Origin of the sequence: Modicisalibacter coralii, from assembly GCF_004117855.1 — a bacterium.
Lineage (GTDB): Bacteria > Pseudomonadota > Gammaproteobacteria > Pseudomonadales > Halomonadaceae > Modicisalibacter > Modicisalibacter coralii.
Genome location: NZ_QWBW01000020.1, coordinates 49,772 through 64,647 on the forward strand (window position 1 = coordinate 49,772; position 14,876 = coordinate 64,647).

14 protein-coding genes are annotated in these 14,876 nt (G+C 66.7%); 8 read left to right on the plus strand and 6 right to left on the minus strand.

The window, feature by feature from the left end; all coding sequences use genetic code 11:
- Positions 1–10: 10 nt before the first annotated feature.
- Entirely contained in the window at positions 11–529 is a 519-nt protein-coding gene (folK, locus tag D0901_RS12340; protein ID WP_129140601.1) for a 2-amino-4-hydroxy-6-hydroxymethyldihydropteridine diphosphokinase, read from the minus strand.
- On the minus strand, positions 530–883 hold the full coding sequence (folB, locus tag D0901_RS12345) for a dihydroneopterin aldolase (RefSeq protein WP_129140602.1): 354 nt from the start codon (positions 881–883) through the stop codon (positions 530–532).
- Positions 884–974: 91 nt separating this feature from the next.
- On the opposite strand from folB, the gene plsY reads away from it, so the two are divergent.
- The gene (plsY, locus tag D0901_RS12350; protein WP_203234863.1) at positions 975–1,565 is read left to right on the plus strand and encodes a glycerol-3-phosphate 1-O-acyltransferase PlsY; all 591 of its coding nucleotides are present in this window, start codon (positions 975–977) and stop codon (positions 1,563–1,565) included.
- A 306-nt stretch (positions 1,566–1,871) separates the two neighbouring features.
- Here plsY and tsaD read toward each other — a convergent pair whose 3' ends face one another.
- Entirely contained in the window at positions 1,872–2,909 is a 1,038-nt protein-coding gene (tsaD, locus tag D0901_RS12355; protein WP_129140603.1) for a tRNA (adenosine(37)-N6)-threonylcarbamoyltransferase complex transferase subunit TsaD, read from the minus strand.
- A gap of 270 nt (positions 2,910–3,179) precedes the next feature.
- On the opposite strand from tsaD, the gene rpsU reads away from it, so the two are divergent.
- The 3 genes from rpsU to rpoD all read left to right on the plus strand — a co-directional run bounded on the left by rpsU (position 3,180) and on the right by rpoD (position 7,450).
- Positions 3,180–3,395 (plus strand): 30S ribosomal protein S21, encoded by a 216-nt coding sequence (gene rpsU / locus D0901_RS12360; RefSeq protein ID WP_031382407.1) that lies wholly within the window; start codon positions 3,180–3,182, stop codon positions 3,393–3,395.
- Between the two features lie 135 nt (positions 3,396–3,530).
- Positions 3,531–5,348 (plus strand): DNA primase, encoded by a 1,818-nt coding sequence (dnaG, locus tag D0901_RS12365; RefSeq protein ID WP_129140604.1) that lies wholly within the window; start codon positions 3,531–3,533, stop codon positions 5,346–5,348.
- Positions 5,349–5,590: 242 nt separating this feature from the next.
- Complete coding sequence (gene rpoD, locus D0901_RS12370; RefSeq protein WP_129140605.1) at positions 5,591–7,450, plus strand: RNA polymerase sigma factor RpoD; 1,860 nt, start codon at positions 5,591–5,593, stop codon at positions 7,448–7,450.
- A 71-nt stretch (positions 7,451–7,521) separates the two neighbouring features.
- Here rpoD and D0901_RS12375 read toward each other — a convergent pair whose 3' ends face one another.
- Entirely contained in the window at positions 7,522–8,148 is a 627-nt protein-coding gene (locus D0901_RS12375; protein WP_233440414.1) for a hypothetical protein, read from the minus strand.
- A gap of 121 nt (positions 8,149–8,269) precedes the next feature.
- Entirely contained in the window at positions 8,270–9,196 is a 927-nt protein-coding gene (gcvA, locus tag D0901_RS12380; RefSeq protein ID WP_129140607.1) for a transcriptional regulator GcvA, read from the minus strand.
- 144 nt (positions 9,197–9,340) lie between these two features.
- Here gcvA and D0901_RS12385 point away from each other — a divergent pair, with 144 nt between their 5' ends.
- Positions 9,341–10,720 (plus strand): L-serine ammonia-lyase, encoded by a 1,380-nt coding sequence (locus D0901_RS12385; RefSeq protein WP_129140608.1) that lies wholly within the window; start codon positions 9,341–9,343, stop codon positions 10,718–10,720.
- A gap of 301 nt (positions 10,721–11,021) precedes the next feature.
- On the plus strand, positions 11,022–11,816 hold the full coding sequence (locus D0901_RS12390; protein ID WP_129140609.1) for a Crp/Fnr family transcriptional regulator: 795 nt from the start codon (positions 11,022–11,024) through the stop codon (positions 11,814–11,816).
- 4 nt (positions 11,817–11,820) lie between these two features.
- Here the strand turns inward: D0901_RS12390 and D0901_RS12395 are convergent, their stop codons facing one another.
- Positions 11,821–12,699: a LysR family transcriptional regulator gene (locus D0901_RS12395; RefSeq protein ID WP_129140610.1), complete on the minus strand. Its 879-nt coding sequence runs from the start codon at positions 12,697–12,699 to the stop codon at positions 11,821–11,823.
- A gap of 141 nt (positions 12,700–12,840) precedes the next feature.
- Between D0901_RS12395 and D0901_RS12400 the strand changes: the two genes are divergently transcribed.
- Positions 12,841–13,950, plus strand: coding sequence for an S-(hydroxymethyl)glutathione dehydrogenase/class III alcohol dehydrogenase (locus D0901_RS12400; RefSeq protein ID WP_129140611.1), 1,110 nt, complete (start codon positions 12,841–12,843; stop codon positions 13,948–13,950).
- Positions 13,951–13,999: 49 nt separating this feature from the next.
- Positions 14,000–14,854 (plus strand): S-formylglutathione hydrolase, encoded by an 855-nt coding sequence (gene fghA, locus D0901_RS12405; protein ID WP_129140612.1) that lies wholly within the window; start codon positions 14,000–14,002, stop codon positions 14,852–14,854.
- Positions 14,855–14,876 lie beyond the last annotated feature (22 nt).

Genomic DNA, 14,876 nt, shown 5'->3' on the forward strand with positions numbered 1-14,876 from the left:
GCTTGTCGGCTCAATCCGGCGCGGAAATGCGTTGGCCCCGCCAGGTGAATGTCACCGGCCAGAGCCGCTGGTCGTCCACCGTGAAGCGTGCCCAGAGATCGGCATAGCGTTCGCCGCTGGACGGATGGAGTGCGTCCGGCAGCAGTTCGGCGAGCGGCTGGAGGACGAAGGCGTTGGCGGTGATCTCGGCGCGTGGCAGTTCGACGCCGTCGATGAGACCGCGCTGCTCGCCGACCGTCAGCAGGTCGACGTCGAGCCGCCGGGGGCTGAACTTGGGGCTGTCCGGGCGTCGCCCGTGGGCGAACTCGAGACGCTTGCACCAGGCCTGCAACTCGCCCACCGAGGCGTCGCTGGAGAAGGCCGCGACCAGGTTGTAGAAGTTGCGACCGTCCTCGAAACCCACCGGCTCGCTCTCGAACACGCGCGACACGCGCAGGTCGGCGAAATCGGCGGCCAGGGCGTCCAGGCAGCGACGCACGTGATGGGTGCGCTCGATGTTGCTGCCGATGCTGACGACCACGCGAACCATCTAGACCGCTCCTCGCTCGATGCTCACGCCCACCGCGCGTGCCTGGGCCACGGCGCCGGGCTTGCGCACCGTGAGGCGCAGCCAGGCGATGGCGAACTCCTCGCGCAGCAGTGTCGCCAGGCGTTCGGCGAAGGTCTCGACCAGCGCGAAGTCGCTGGCCGCGGCGAACGCCAGGATGCGCTCGCTGATGGCCGCGTAATCGAGCGTCCGGGCAAGCTCGTCGCCGGCCGCGGCGGGACGGATGTCGGTGGCCAGTTCCAGGTCGAGTTCGAGCGTCTGACGGATGGTGCGCTCCCAGGCATAGGCGCCGATCACCGTCTCCACCGTCAGTCCTTCGATCAGCACGCGATCCACGATGTCTCCTTCAGCGGTGTGCAAACCTTCGATTGTAATGCAGCAAACTGGCAGAATCCCGGGTTGCCCCTGCGTTTTTGCGGATGTCGCCATGCCTGAATCCTTCGTCCCCGCTACCGCCGTGCTGATGGCGTTCGGCTATCTGTGCGGCGGGCTGCTGGGCGCGGTATGGGTGTGCCGCGCCGCCGGGGCCGAGGATCCGCGCCGCCACGGCTCGCGCAATCCCGGCTTCTCCAACGTGTTGCGCCTTCACGGGACGCGTCTGGCGCTGGCGACGCTGTGCGTCGATGCCACCAAGGGCATGCCCGTGCTGTGGCTGGCCAAGGCCGTCGAGCTGCCGCCCTGGGGCCAGGGGCTGGTGGGGCTGGGGGTGCTGCTGGGTCACAGTTATCCGCTCTGGCACGGCTTTCGTGGCGGCAAGGCGGTGGCCAGCGCCTTCGGCGTGTTGCTGGTGCTGACCCCGTGGGTGGCCTTGCTGTGCGCCTGCTGCTGGGCGCTGCTCGCCTGGCGGGTGCGCACCGCCGCGGTGGCCTCGCTGTCCAGCGCCCTGGCGGCCCCGCTGGCGAGCCTCTGGCTGGCCCCGGACTATGCCGTGGTGGTCAGCGTCTTCGCGGTGCTGGTGCTGGTGCGTCATGCCTGGAACATCCGTCGCCTGCGCGGCGGTGGCGAGCCGGGGTTATAAGCCGGAAGCCCCCGGCGGCGCCCCATCGCGGGAAGCTTGGGAATGAGTTCTCAGGCGGCGGGCGGCGTGAGCTCGGCCAGTGGCCAGCGGGGCGTGGCGAGCATGGCGTCGGCGTCGCGTTCGCCGGCCAGCAGGCGCTGGGCGCTGTCGCGTGAAGAGCGCGATCATCGCCCCGTCATGACGCGGTGGCGGGTGCTCTCAGCTCGGCCAGTGGCCAGCGGGGCGTGGCGAGCATGGCGTCGGCGTCGCGTTCGCCGGCCAGCAGGCGCTGGGCGCTGTCGCGTGAAGAGCGCGATCATCGCCCCGTCATGACGCGGTGGCGGGTGCTTTCAGCTCGGCCAGTGGCCAGCGGGGCGTGGCGAGCATGGCGTCGGCGTCGCGTTCGCCGGCCAGCAGACGCTGGGCCCCTACGTAAGCGATCATCGCCCCGTTGTCCGTGCAGAAGCGCCCCCGGGGGTAGTAGGCCCGGGCGCGGCGCTTGGCCAGTTCGCCGTCGAGACGCTCGCGCAGGCGCACGTTGGCGCTCACGCCACCGGCCACCACCAGCCGCTCGAGCCCCGTCTCGTCCAGCGCCCGGCGGCACTTGATCGCCAGGGTGTCGATCACCGCGTCCTCGAAGGCGCGAGCGATGTCGGCGCGCCCGGCGTCATCGAGGGTCCCGGCCTCGCGCAGGGCGTTGACGGTGGTAAGGGTGTGGGTCTTGAGCCCCGAGAAGCTGAAGTCGAGCCCCGGGCGGTCGGTCATCGGCCGGGGGAAGCGAAAGCGCGACGGGTCGCCGGACTCGGCCAGCCTGGCGACCTGGGGGCCGCCGGGGTAGGGCAGGCCGAGCAGCTTGGCGGTCTTGTCGAAGGCTTCGCCGGCGGCGTCGTCGACCGACTCGCCGAGCAGGCGGTAGTCGCCCAGCCCGCCGACCGCCACCAACTGGGTGTGCCCGCCGGAGACCAGCAGCGCGACGAAGGGAAAGGCCGGCGGCGCGTCCTCGAGCATCGGCGCCAGTAGATGACCTTCCATGTGGTGCACGCCGAGTACCGGGATGCCCAGCGCCCGGGCCATGCCGTGGGCCGTCGCGGCACCGACCATCAGCGCCCCGACCAGGCCGGGGCCGGCGGTGTAGGCGATACCGTCGAGATCGGCGCGGCCGAGGCCGGCGTCGTCGAGCACCTCCTGGATCAGCGGCAACAGCTTGCGGGTGTGATCGCGGGAGGCCAGTTCGGGGACCACGCCGCCGAAGTCGGCATGCATGGCGACCTGGCTATACAGGGCATCGGCCAGCAGGCCGTGTTCGGTGTCGTAGAGGGCGACACCGGTTTCGTCGCAGGAGGTTTCGATCCCCAATACGCGCATGGTTCGGCTCGTCGGTGCTGGGTGAGGGCGCCATTCTACGCGTTTCGCGGCGTATCCGGCAGAGCGTGCGGCGATGGTTTGCAAAGCTCGTCATCCGGCACTAGAATACCTGACTCTGCAAGACTGGGTCGTGCGCCCGATACCCGAATCAGCTCCCCCTTCAGCCGTCTTGGGCCCGCTTCTCGAGAAGCGCGGGGAGTGATCTCATCGGGGTCGCATCGGGGCGTGCGTTCAAACCGAACTCATGATTCCAAGGTAGGTGAGTGCTTAATGCCTTCTGTCAAAGTACGTGATAACGAGCCGTTCGACGTAGCCCTGCGTCGCTTCAAGCGTTCCTGCGAAAAAGCCGGCGTTCTGTCCGAAGTGCGTCGTCGCGAGAGCTATGAAAAGCCGACCGCAGTTCGCAAGCGCAAGGCAGCCGCGGCCGTGAAGCGTCACGCCAAGAAACTGCAGCGTGAGCGCAAGCGCTTCGAACGGTTGTATTGATCCGTACTTGGGGCAGTTTCTGCCTCAGAGGGACGCCAAGCGGCCGCCACTCCGGTGGCCGTTTGTTTTTGTGGCCGGCGGGCCGGGCGCCAGGCGTCCGGGCCGTCGCCATTGGCTGCTTTCGAGAGTGCGTGCATGGTCGGGCAGATCCCCCAGCGCTTCATCGATGACCTGCTCTCGCGCGTCGACGTGGTCGACGTGGTCGGCGAGCGGGTGCAGCTGAAGAAGGCCGGGCGCAATCACGCCGGGCTCTGCCCCTTCCATCAGGAGAAGTCGCCCTCGTTCACCGTCAGCCAGGACAAGCAGTTCTATCACTGCTTCGGGTGTGGTGCCCACGGCAACGCGCTGCGCTTTCTGATGGAGTACGACAACCTGCGCTTCCCCGAGGCGGTCGAGCAGCTCGCCTCGCGGCTGGGCATGGAGGTGCCGCGCGAAGGCGCCGACGACCCGCAGGCCCAGGCCCGCGAGCGCAAGCGCCGCGAGGCGGACAACCTGCTCGAGCTGTCGACGCGCTTCTTTCGCGAGCGCCTGTCGATGGGCGAAGGTCGCGCCGGCCGCGAGTACCTCGAGCGCCGCGGCTTGTCGCCGGAGGTGATCCGCGACTTCGCGATCGGCTATGCGCCGGATGCCTGGGAGGCGCTCAAGCGCCACCTCAACGAGCAGGGCGTGAGCGACGCGGTGCAGGTCGAGTACGGACTGCTGGTGAGTCGCGAGGACAGCGGGCGCGTCTACGATCGCTTCCGCGACCGGGTGATGTTTCCGATCCGCGACTGGAAGGGGCGCACCCTGGGCTTCGGCGGTCGCGTGCTGGGCGATGCCAAGCCCAAGTACCTCAATTCGCCCGAAACGCCGGTGTTCCACAAGGGGCGCGAACTCTACGGGCTCCACGAGGCGCGCCAGGCCGACCGCCGGCTCGAGCGGCTGGTGGTGGTCGAAGGCTACATGGACGTGGTGGCGCTGGCGCAGTTCGGGATCCGCAATGCGGTGGCGACCCTCGGCACCTCGGTGACCGAGGAGCACGTCAATCGGCTGTTCCGGCTGGTCGGCGAGGTGGTGTTCTGCTTCGACGGCGACAACGCCGGGCGCCAGGCCGCGCGTCGGGCCCTGGAAGCGGTCCTGCCGCAGATGATCGACGGTCGTCAGGTGCGGTTCCTGTTCCTGCCCGAGGGCGAGGACCCCGACAGCCTGGTTCGGCGCGAGGGCACCGAGGCGTTCCGCGACCGGGTGACCTGCGCCAGCCCGCTGTCCGAGTTTCTCTTCGAGCAGGCTGCCGAGGGGCGGGATCTGCGGCGCGTCGAGGACCGGGAACGCTTTGCCAGCAGCGTGCTCCAAGCCTTGAAGCGCCTGCCGGAAGGAGTGCTCAAGTCGCTGCTGCTCGGCGAGCTGGCGACGCGTACCGGCATCGATCAGGGCCGGTTTGCGGCGCTGCTGGATGATGGCAGTCGGGACGAGCCGGTGGCGCCGGCCGGCGACGAGATGCCGCCGGTCGATGCCGGAGGCGCGCCGGGCGAGGCCGCGCCGCGGCGCTCCCGAGGGGCGCTGTCGCTGATGGCGCGTGCCCTGCAACTGCTGGTGCACGAGCCGGGGCTGGCCGAGCGGCTACCTGAAGATTTCGACTGGTGTGCCGATAGTGAGGATGGCGATGCGGGGTTGTGTCGCGATGTGGTCCGGCTGTTGCGCGCCGGGCGCTACCGCAGCCCGCAGGTATTGCTGGCGCATTTCCACGGCACTCCGGAGGGGCAGCGTCTCGAGGCCTTGGCACGGCGCGAACTGCTGATCCCGCGTTCGGCGCGAGCCGCCGAGCTGGATGGTCTGATCGAGCACTTTCGCCGCCAGCGGCAGTCGCCCCAGGAGGAGATCGACGCCCTGCTGGCCAGGCAGGCGAGTGGCGAGCGGCTTTCGCAGGAGGAGCGTCAACGGCTGACGGCGCTGTTCCTCGCGGACAAGCGCTAGACCCGCTGCCAGCATCCCGAGCCGGCGGGAATTTGGGCAAAGGGTTGAATTATCGCCTAACCTCCCCATCTAAGGGATAAGCAAACGAAAGCGTAACCCAACAAGCTAACACACCTGGATGGCGGCGCAAATACAACGAGTGGCGGGTTGTCGACCAAATCCGCTATACTAGTGGGCTTAGTCAGATTCTCACCGCCTTTTCGTTCAGGTGCTTCATTCTTCTTCGTCGATATAGGGTTTCTATGGCTGGAAATGCACAGCAGTCACGTCTGAAGGAGTTGATCGCGCGCGGCAAGGAACAGGGCTTCCTGACCTATGCCGAGGTCAACGACCATCTCCCCGAGGATATCGCCGACCCGGATCAAGTGGAAGACATCATTGGCATGATCAACGACATGGGTATCAATGTCGTTGAGGAAGCCCCTGATGAAGACACCTTGATGATGTCGGACCAGTCCGCCGACGAGTCGGCCGCCGAAGAGGCGGTGGCTGCGCTGGCGGCGGTGGAAAGCGACGTCGGTCGTACCACCGACCCGGTGCGCATGTACATGCGCGAGATGGGGAGCGTCGAACTGCTGACCCGCGAGGGCGAGATCGAGATCGCCAAGCGTATCGAGGAAGGCACCCGCGAGGTGATGTCCGCGCTGGCCTATCTGCCCGGCGCCGTGGACTCGATCCTCGAGGCCTACGATACCGCCCAGGACGAGGAGGCGCCCGGCCGCCTGTCCGATCTGTTCTCCGGTTTCATCGACCCCGACGAGGGGATTCCCGGCGTGGCCGAGGCCGAGGTTCCCGAGGAGGAGCCGGCGGCCGAGCTCGACGATGGTGACGAGGCGTCCGACGACGACAGCGACGACGACGAGGAAGACGACAGCTCCTCCAACGAGGGTGGCCCGGATCCCGAGGAGGCGCGGGCGCGCTTCGAGCAGATCCGCGAGCAGAACGAGCTGGTCAAGGCGTTGATCGCCAAGCATGGCCTGGGCTCGGCCGAGGCGAATGCCGAGCAGGCGCGTCTGGCCGAGTTGTTCTCGCCGATCAAGCTGGTTCCCAAGCACTTCGAGCGCCTGGTCGGTCAGGTGCGGATCAGCGTCGAGCAGGTCCGCGACCAGGAGAAGTCGATCCTTCAGGTGTTCGTCAAGCGTGGCAAGGTGCCGCGCAAGACCTTCATCAAGACGTTCCCGGGCAGCGAGTCCGATCCCGAATGGATGGATCGCTTCCTGGCCGACAACCCCAAGTACGCCGATCGCCTCGAGCCGTTCCGCGGCGACGTCCAGCGTGCCCAGCGCAAGATCGCCTTCGAGGAGGAGCTGATCCAGCTGCCGGTGGGCGAGATCAAGGAGGTCAACCGCCGGCTGTCGATCGGCGAGGCCAAGGCGCGGCGGGCCAAGAAGGAGATGGTCGAGGCCAACCTGCGTCTGGTGATCTCCATCGCCAAGAAGTACACCAACCGCGGCCTGCAGTTCCTGGATCTGATCCAGGAGGGCAACATCGGCCTGATGAAGGCGGTGGACAAGTTCGAGTACCGGCGTGGCTACAAGTTCTCGACCTACGCCACCTGGTGGATCCGCCAGGCGATCACTCGCTCGATCGCCGACCAGGCGCGGACCATCCGCATCCCGGTGCACATGATCGAGACCATCAACAAGCTCAACCGTGTCTCGCGGCAGATGCTCCAGGAGATGGGCCGCGAGCCGACGCCGGAAGAGCTCGGCGAGCGTCTCGAGATGCCCGAGGACAAGGTGCGCAAGGTGCTCAAGATCGCCAAGGAGCCGATCTCCATGGAGACGCCCATCGGCGATGACGACGACTCGCACCTCGGCGACTTCATCGAGGACGGCACCATGCTGCTGCCGATCGACTCGGCCACCGGCGAGGGCCTGATCGAGGCCACCCGCAACGTGCTCGGCGGGCTCACCGCGCGCGAGGCCAAGGTGCTGCGCATGCGCTTCGGCATCGACATGAACACCGACCACACCCTCGAGGAGGTCGGCAAGCAGTTCGACGTCACCCGTGAGCGCATTCGTCAGATCGAAGCCAAGGCATTGCGCAAGCTGCGCCACCCGAGTCGCTCGGAGCCGCTGCGCTCGTTCCTCGACGAGTAAGCCGCTGCCCGCCGACGCCGCCAGGCGCGTCGTTCAAAGGCGCCCGCGAGGTTTTCCTCGCGGGCGCTTTTTCATGGGCGTTCGTCGGCTCGCCGTCGTCTCAGGCGGCGGGCCAGCAGCAGCAGTTCGACGACGGCGAACAGGATCAGCGTATAGCCGAACGTCTCGGTGACTTCCTCGGCCGCCGTCTTGAACAGCCGCAGATAGTGATCCTGCAGCACCGCCTGCCAGAAGCGCTCGCTGCCGAACAGGCGCGAAAAGACATAGGTGCACAGGAAGCCGCCGGCAAACAGCCCGAAGGCGAAGCTGTCGGCGTAGCCCTGGAATTCGGCGAGAAAGCGCCGCCGGTGGCGCCAGGTATCGCCGAGCGCGGCAATCACCACCAGTGCCACCATCACTTGCCAGGCACCGTCGGCGACGTGGGTGTCGAGAAAGGCATCCTGTTCGCGGATCGACGAGGCGAGCAGAAAGCCCAGCAGCAGTCTGGCCACGTGGCAATAGGGGCGGCCCTTGGGCGCCTGGGTGGCCAGCAGCAGGACGCCGGCCGCCAACAGCAGCGACTGCAGGTGCTCGGTCAGACCGTCTTCGCTGAACGCGATGCCGTGATGCGTCGCGCTGTACCACTGGACGGCCAGCAGCTGCGCGGCGGTGGCCAGTGAGTAGAGCAGGGCGCGCAGGCAGGCGGCTTGGAAATCCATGCGCCGTGTCGGCGCTTGGGAGGGTGCAGTCATTGCGATGAGTCCCGCTGGAAGTTGGCAAACGGCGTTTCTTAAGGTTTTATTATACTCAAATGTTAGCCTGCCAACTATTGACGCGTGCTCAATCCTGCCCGGGCTGGCGCCGGGCCTCCTCGACCAGCCAGTCGTGCACGGCACGGATGCGGCGGTCGTCGAGCGCCCCGGGGGCGTGCACGATGCCGTAGTGCTTGTCGGTGGCCACCCGCTGCGCGAAGGGGGCGACCAGTCGCCCGGTCTGCAGCTCGGTGGTGATCAGGGTGCGGCGGGCGATGGCCACGCCCATGCCGTCGATGGCCGCCTCCATGGTCAACTGGTTGCGGTTGAAGGTGTAGCCGCGTCTCACGTTGACGTGCGGGGCGTCGATGGCGGTGAGGTAGTGCTCCCATTCGGCATAGTCGTGGCTGCCGCGCCAGGCGGTGACGTCGTGCAGCAGCGGATACCAGGCGAGATCCTCGGGGCGTCTCAGAGGCGGACGGCCGCGCATCAGGCCGGGGGCGCAGACCGGGAAGATCACCTCGTCCATCAATGGCGTGATCGCCAGCCCCGGGTAATGGCCGTCGTTGAGGTCGAGGGCTAGGTCGAAGTCGCCGTCACGCAGCGACAGGTTGCTGTCCTCGGCGGTGACGTGCAGTTCGATGTCGGGAAAGCGTGCCTGCAGCCGCGGCAGTCGCGGCATCAGCCACTTGGCGAGGAACGACGGCACGCTGCGCAGGCGCAGTACACCGCTCATCACCCCCGAGCGCAGGCGGCGCACCTCCTGGCCTACCGACTGATAGGCCTCGTCGACCACGCCGGCCAGGCGCCGCCCTTCGTCGGTGAGTTCGAGTCGCCGGGGCAGGCGGCGGAACAGCTTGAAGCCCAGGCGCTCCTCGAGCTGCTTGATCTGCTGACTGACGGCGCCGGTGGTCACGTGCAGTTCCTCCGCGGCGCGGGTGAACGAGAGGTGGCGGGCGCTGACGGCGAAGACCTTCAGCCAGGCGTGGGTCTGGGCGTTGAGTGTTCGGCTCATGGTTTAGCTATTCTAAAGGGAAAGCCAGTTATTCTGGGTTGTTCCTCGTATAAAGGGCGCGCAGTCTAGAGTCAATCCCGCCTGGTGACTGGCGGGTTTAGTGATTCTCATACAAGAAGACGTCGAGACGACGGAGGAGGCAGCGTGGCCATCAGTGTGTTCGACCTGTTCAAGATCGGTGTCGGTCCGTCGAGTTCGCACACCGTCGGCCCGATGCGGGCGGCCTGCACCTTCATCGAGTCGCTGCGCGAACAGGACCTGCTCGAACGGGTCGCGCGGATCGAGGTTCAACTGTTCGGCTCGCTGTCGGCCACCGGCATCGGTCATGGCACCGACCGCGCGGTGATCATGGGGCTGATGGGCGAGCGGCCGGACGCCATCGATCCGGCGATCATCGCGCCGTGCATCGAAGAGCTGCTGGAGGCCCAGACCCTGCTGCTGGACGGCCGGCTGGCGATCCCCTTCGTCTGGGCCCGCGACATGCAGTTGCTCGACGACAACCTGCCGCACCATCCCAACGCCATGCGCCTGATCGCCCACGGCCACAGCGACGAGCTCTATCGCAACACCTACTATTCGGTGGGCGGCGGTTTCGTCATCGACGAACGCCAGGCCCAGGCCGGCGAACTGGACGTCGATCACACCGCGCTGCCCTATGACTTCAACAGTGCCGGTGAATTGCTGGCGCTGTGCCGCCTGCACGGCCTGCGCATCAGCGAACTGATGCTGGCCAACGAAAAGGCCTGGCGCGACGAGGCCGAGATCCGTGCCGGTCTGTGGCGGATCTGGGAAGCGATGCAGGAGTGTGTCGACAACGGCCTGCACCACGAGGGCGTGCTGCCCGGCGGGCTCGACGTCAAGCGCCGGGCCAAGCGGCTGCACGAGCGGTTGCTGGCCGCCGAGGACGATCCTGGGCTGATCGTCTCGACCTTCTCGGCGATGGACTGGGTCAACGTCTTCGCCCTGGCGGTCAATGAAGAGAACGCCGCCGGCGGCCGCATGGTGACCGCGCCCACCAATGGTGCGGCGGGGATCATCCCGGCGGTGCTTCACTACTACATGAAGTTCAAGGCCGGCGCCTGCGAACGCGACGTGGTCGATTTCCTGCTCGCCGCCGGCGCGGTGGGCATCCTGTGCAAGAAGAACGCCTCGATCTCCGGTGCCGAGGTGGGCTGTCAGGGCGAGGTCGGCTCGGCCTGCGCGATGGCCGCCGCCGGGCTCGCCGAGGTGATGGGCGGCACGCCCGCCCAGGTCGAGAACGCCGCCGAGATCGGCCTCGAACACAACCTGGGGCTGACCTGCGACCCGATCGGCGGCCTGGTTCAGGTGCCCTGCATCGAGCGTAACGCCATCGCCTCGGTCAAGGCGATCAACGCCGCCCAGATGGCGTTGCGCGGTGACGGCGATCATTTCGTGTCGCTGGACAAGGCGATTCGCACCATGCGCGACACCGGGGCCGACATGCAGGACAAGTACAAGGAGACCTCGCGCGGTGGCCTGGCGGTCAACGCCATCGAGTGCTGACGTTTCCGGCGTCCGGCGTCCGGCACGCCCGCGCCGGACGCTCTCCTCTTCCCCCCCCTCCCGCTTTCCGGTCCGCTTGCGTATCCTGCCCGTGTACTGCTAGTAAAAGAGTGATCAATGCACCGACGCGGAGCCCTTCTTCGAGCAGAGGGTGGCGCTGTATTAACTTGAGTTATCGGCGTTTTTGCCGGGACAGGCCACCATGGGGCGTTTTCGTGTTGCGGCGAAAAGCGTTGTCCGTCATGGAACCAACGAAGAAGAAGACGCTGCATGCGCTGGATAACCGGGAGAGCGTACCGACGTGAACCGTAACGATAGCTGTATCATTCGCCATTTCAGCCACTACTGCGCCCTGTCCGACGACGACAAGGCATTGCTCTGCGAACTCGAGGACAGCCCCCAGGACGTCAAGTCGGGGGATGTCCTGTGGAAGGAGAACGACCACGCCAGCGAATTCTGCACGGTGAGCCGTGGCTGGGCCTATTCCTATCGCAACCTGGGCGACGGCAGCCGCCAGATCCTCGAGGTCTTCCTGCCCGGGGATATCATTGGCCTGCGCGAATTCGCCTTTTCCCAGCGACTGGCGGGGGTGTCGATGATCGACGACGGGGTGATCTGTCATTTCCCCCATCGCCGCCTGCTGGATATCTTTCGCCAGTCGACCACCCTGACCGCCGTGCTGTTCGCGATCTCGAGTCGTCAGCAGTCGCTGCTCACCGAGCGGCTGGTCAACCTGGCGCGGCGCACCGCCCATCAGAAACTCGCTCACTTTCTCTACGAGATGTACGTTCGCCTCGACCAGACCGGTGCCGCCGGCGAGGGCAAGTTCCGCCTGCCGCTGTCGCAGGAGCAACTGGCCGACACCCTGGGGCTGAGCGCCGTGCATGTCAGCCGGACCTTTTCGGCCTTCCGCGAGGAGGGGCTGGTGCTGCGCGAGCGCCACAAGGTCACGCTGCCCGACCCGCAGGCCCTGGCTCAGGTCGCCGAGTTCGACGCCTGCTATCTCAACGACAGCGTGCGGCCGATCTTCCTCGAGAACGACAATGCGGCGATGCGCCCGCCCAACGGAGTGAGTGCCTCGGCCGTGAAATCGTGAGGCGTCAGAGCGCGGCCGGCAGGTGTGTCACCAGGTGATCGACGAACTGACGGACCTTGGCGGACAACTGGCGGTGGCGGGGGTAGACGGCCCATACCGCGGTGTCGGTGAACTGGTAATGGTCGAGCACCGAGATCAACTCGCCCGCGGCCAGGTGAGGGGTCACGTAGTAGTCGGGCAACTGGGCCAGCCCCAGTCCCTTGAGGGCGGCGTCGAGCAGTGCCGGGCCGGAATTGGCCTGCCAGCGCCCGCTGACCCGTACCTCCCGGCGCTGGCCGTCGACGGCGAACAGCCAGCTGTCCCGCGAGCCGAGCAGGCACTCGTGACTGGCCAGCTCGGCCAGGCTATGGGGGCGCGAGACCTGCTGGAAGTAGTCGCGGGAGCCCACCACGTACTCGCGCCGCTCGCACAGGCGCCGGGCGATCAGGCTGGAATCCTTGAGCACGCCCATGCGGATCGCCAGATCGAAGCCTTCGTCGACGAGATCCACCTGACGATTGGTGAAGTGCATGTGCACCGCGAGTTGCGGGTGGCGGCACCGGAAGTCGTTGACCAGCGGGGCGATGTAGCGCTCGCCGAAGGTCGTCGCACAGGTCAGTCGCAGGGTGCCCTTGGGTCGCGCCTGGAAGTCGTTGAGGGCGGTTTCGGCCTCGCGGAAGCCGTCGAGCAGATGGCGACAATGCTCGTAGTAGAGCGCCCCGGCGTCGGTCAGGCTCGAGCGGCGGGTGGTGCGATAGAGCAACGGTGTACCCAGCTGGTTCTCGAGCTGGCCGACCAGGCGACTGACGTGGGAGGTGGAGACCCTGAGCTGGCGGGCGGCGGCTGAGAAGCCGCCCTGACGAACCACTTCGACGAAGGCTTCGACACGATCCCAGCGCTGCATTGTTGCTCCCTGGCAATAATCTTGTGACGGCGACGGCATTTATCGTGTCCCGCCGAGGGCCTAGACTGGTGACACAGGTTCATGATGCCACGCCCGCCACGCTGTGGGGCCGGCGTCCACCGTTCACGAGGAGAATGATCGATGAAATCACGCGCCGCCATCGCCTGGGAAGCCGGCAAGCCGCTGGAGCTGGCCGAGATCGACGTCCAGGGACCCAAGGCCGGCGAGGTGCTGGTCCAGATTGCTGCGACCAGCGTGTGCCACACCGATGCCTACACCCTGTCGGGCAAGGATCCCGAGGGGCTGTTCCCGTCGGTTCTGGGTCACGAAGGGGCGGGGATCGTCCAGGAAGTCGGCGAGGGCGTCACCAGTCTCCAGCCCGGCGATCACGTGATCCCGCTGTATACCGCCGAGTGCGGCCAGTGCAAGTTCTGCCTGTCCGGCAAGACCAACCTGTGCAGCGCGGTGCGCGCGACCCAGGGCAAGGGGTTGATGCCCGACGGTACCTCGCGTTTCTCGCTGGACAGCAAGCCGATCCACCACTACATGGGGTGCTCGACGTTCTCCGAGTACACCGTGCTGCCCGAGGTCTCGCTGGCCAAGGTCTCCAAGGAGGCGCCGCTCGACAAGATCTGCCTGCTCGGCTGCGGGGTGACCACGGGCATCGGCGCGGTGCTCAATACCGCCAGCGTCGAGCCGGGCTCGACCGTCGCGGTGTTCGGCCTGGGGGCGATCGGTCTGGCGGTCATTCAGGGCGCGCAGATGGCCAAGGCCTCGCGGATCATCGCCATCGACGTCAATCCGGACAAGTTCGAGCTGGCCCGTCAGTTCGGCGCCACCGAGTTCGTCAATCCCAAGGACTACAGCGACCCCATTCAGCAGGTGATCGTCGATCTGACCGACGGCGGCGTCGACTACTCCTTCGAGTGCATCGGCAACGTCAATGTCATGCGCTCGGCGCTGGAGTGCTGCCACAAGGGCTGGGGCGAATCGATCATCATCGGCGTCGCCGGTGCCGGCGAGGAGATCTCGACGCGGCCCTTCCAGCTGGTCACCGGGCGCGTCTGGAAAGGCTCGGCGTTCGGCGGGGTCAAGGGCCGTACGCAGTTGCCGGGCTATGTCGAGGACTACATGAACGGCAAGATCAAGATCGACGAGTTCGTCACCCACGACATGCCGTTCGAGCAGATCAACGAGGCCTTCGAACTGCTGCATCAGGGCAAGAGCATTCGTACCGTCCTGCATTACTGATGGCCATGGCGGACGCTTGAGCCCGCCACTCACGACACGAGGAGAACGCATGAGCATGTCCGAAACGCTGGAGCTGGTTTCCGCCACCAAGTCGTTCGGCGGCTGGCTCAAGCGTTACAAGCATCACGCCCGCTCGCTGGACTGCGAAATGGTCTTTGCCATCTACCTGCCGCCGCAGGCGGAGGAGGGCAAGGTGCCGCTGCTGTGGTGGCTGTCGGGGCTGACCTGCACCGACGAGAACTTCATGCAGAAGGCCGGCGCCCAGCGGCTGGCCGCCGAGCTGGGCATGGCCATCGTCTGCCCCGACACCAGTCCGCGCGGGCTGGATCTGCCCGGCGAGCACGACAGCTACGACTTCGGCTCCGGGGCCGGTTTCTACGTCAACGCCAAGCGCGAACCGTGGTCCCGGCACTACCGGATGTACGACTACGTCAACGACGAGCTGCCGTCGGTGGTGCGCCAGCACTTCCCGGTCAACGGCCGCGAGGCGATCAGCGGGCACTCGATGGGCGGTCACGGGGCGCTGGTACTGGCACTGCGCCAGCCGGGCCGCTTCGCCTCGGTATCGGCCTTCGCCCCGGTGGTCAATCCCAGCGTGGTGCCGTGGGGGCAGAAGGCCTTCACCAACTATCTGGGCGACGACCACGGTCTGTGGACCCAGTACGATGCCTGCGAGCTGGTCGCCAAGGGCGTGTCGCGCCAGCCGCTGTTCATCGACCAGGGCGAGGCCGACAACTTCCTCGAGGAGCAGTTGCGGCCCGAACGGCTCGAGGCGGTGTGCGAGAAGCACGATCACCCGCTGACCCTGCGTCGTCAGCCGGGCTATGACCACAGCTACTTCTTCATCGCCACCTTCATCGATGACCACCTGCGCTATCACGCCAAGCATCTCAAGCTGCTCTGAGACGCGGCGACCACGCCTTGCG

Bases quoted from the DNA above. Each gene is read 5' to 3' on its own strand.
- folK (WP_129140601.1), bottom strand. From the start codon at position 529: ATGGTTCGCGTGGTCGTCAGCATCGGCAGCAACATCGAGCGCACCCAT.
- D0901_RS12400 (WP_129140611.1), top strand. From the start codon at position 12,841: ATGAAATCACGCGCCGCCATCGCCTGGGAAGCCGGCAAGCCGCTGGAG.
- rpsU (WP_031382407.1), top strand. From the start codon at position 3,180: ATGCCTTCTGTCAAAGTACGTGATAACGAGCCGTTCGACGTAGCCCTG.
- gcvA (WP_129140607.1), bottom strand. From the start codon at position 9,196: ATGAGCCGAACACTCAACGCCCAGACCCACGCCTGGCTGAAGGTCTTC.
- fghA (WP_129140612.1), top strand. From the start codon at position 14,000: ATGAGCATGTCCGAAACGCTGGAGCTGGTTTCCGCCACCAAGTCGTTC.
- rpoD (WP_129140605.1), top strand. From the start codon at position 5,591: ATGGCTGGAAATGCACAGCAGTCACGTCTGAAGGAGTTGATCGCGCGC.
- dnaG (WP_129140604.1), top strand. From the start codon at position 3,531: ATGGTCGGGCAGATCCCCCAGCGCTTCATCGATGACCTGCTCTCGCGC.
- plsY (WP_203234863.1), top strand. From the start codon at position 975: ATGCCTGAATCCTTCGTCCCCGCTACCGCCGTGCTGATGGCGTTCGGC.
- D0901_RS12375 (WP_233440414.1), bottom strand. From the start codon at position 8,148: ATGGATTTCCAAGCCGCCTGCCTGCGCGCCCTGCTCTACTCACTGGCC.
- D0901_RS12395 (WP_129140610.1), bottom strand. From the start codon at position 12,699: ATGCAGCGCTGGGATCGTGTCGAAGCCTTCGTCGAAGTGGTTCGTCAG.
- tsaD (WP_129140603.1), bottom strand. From the start codon at position 2,909: ATGCGCGTATTGGGGATCGAAACCTCCTGCGACGAAACCGGTGTCGCC.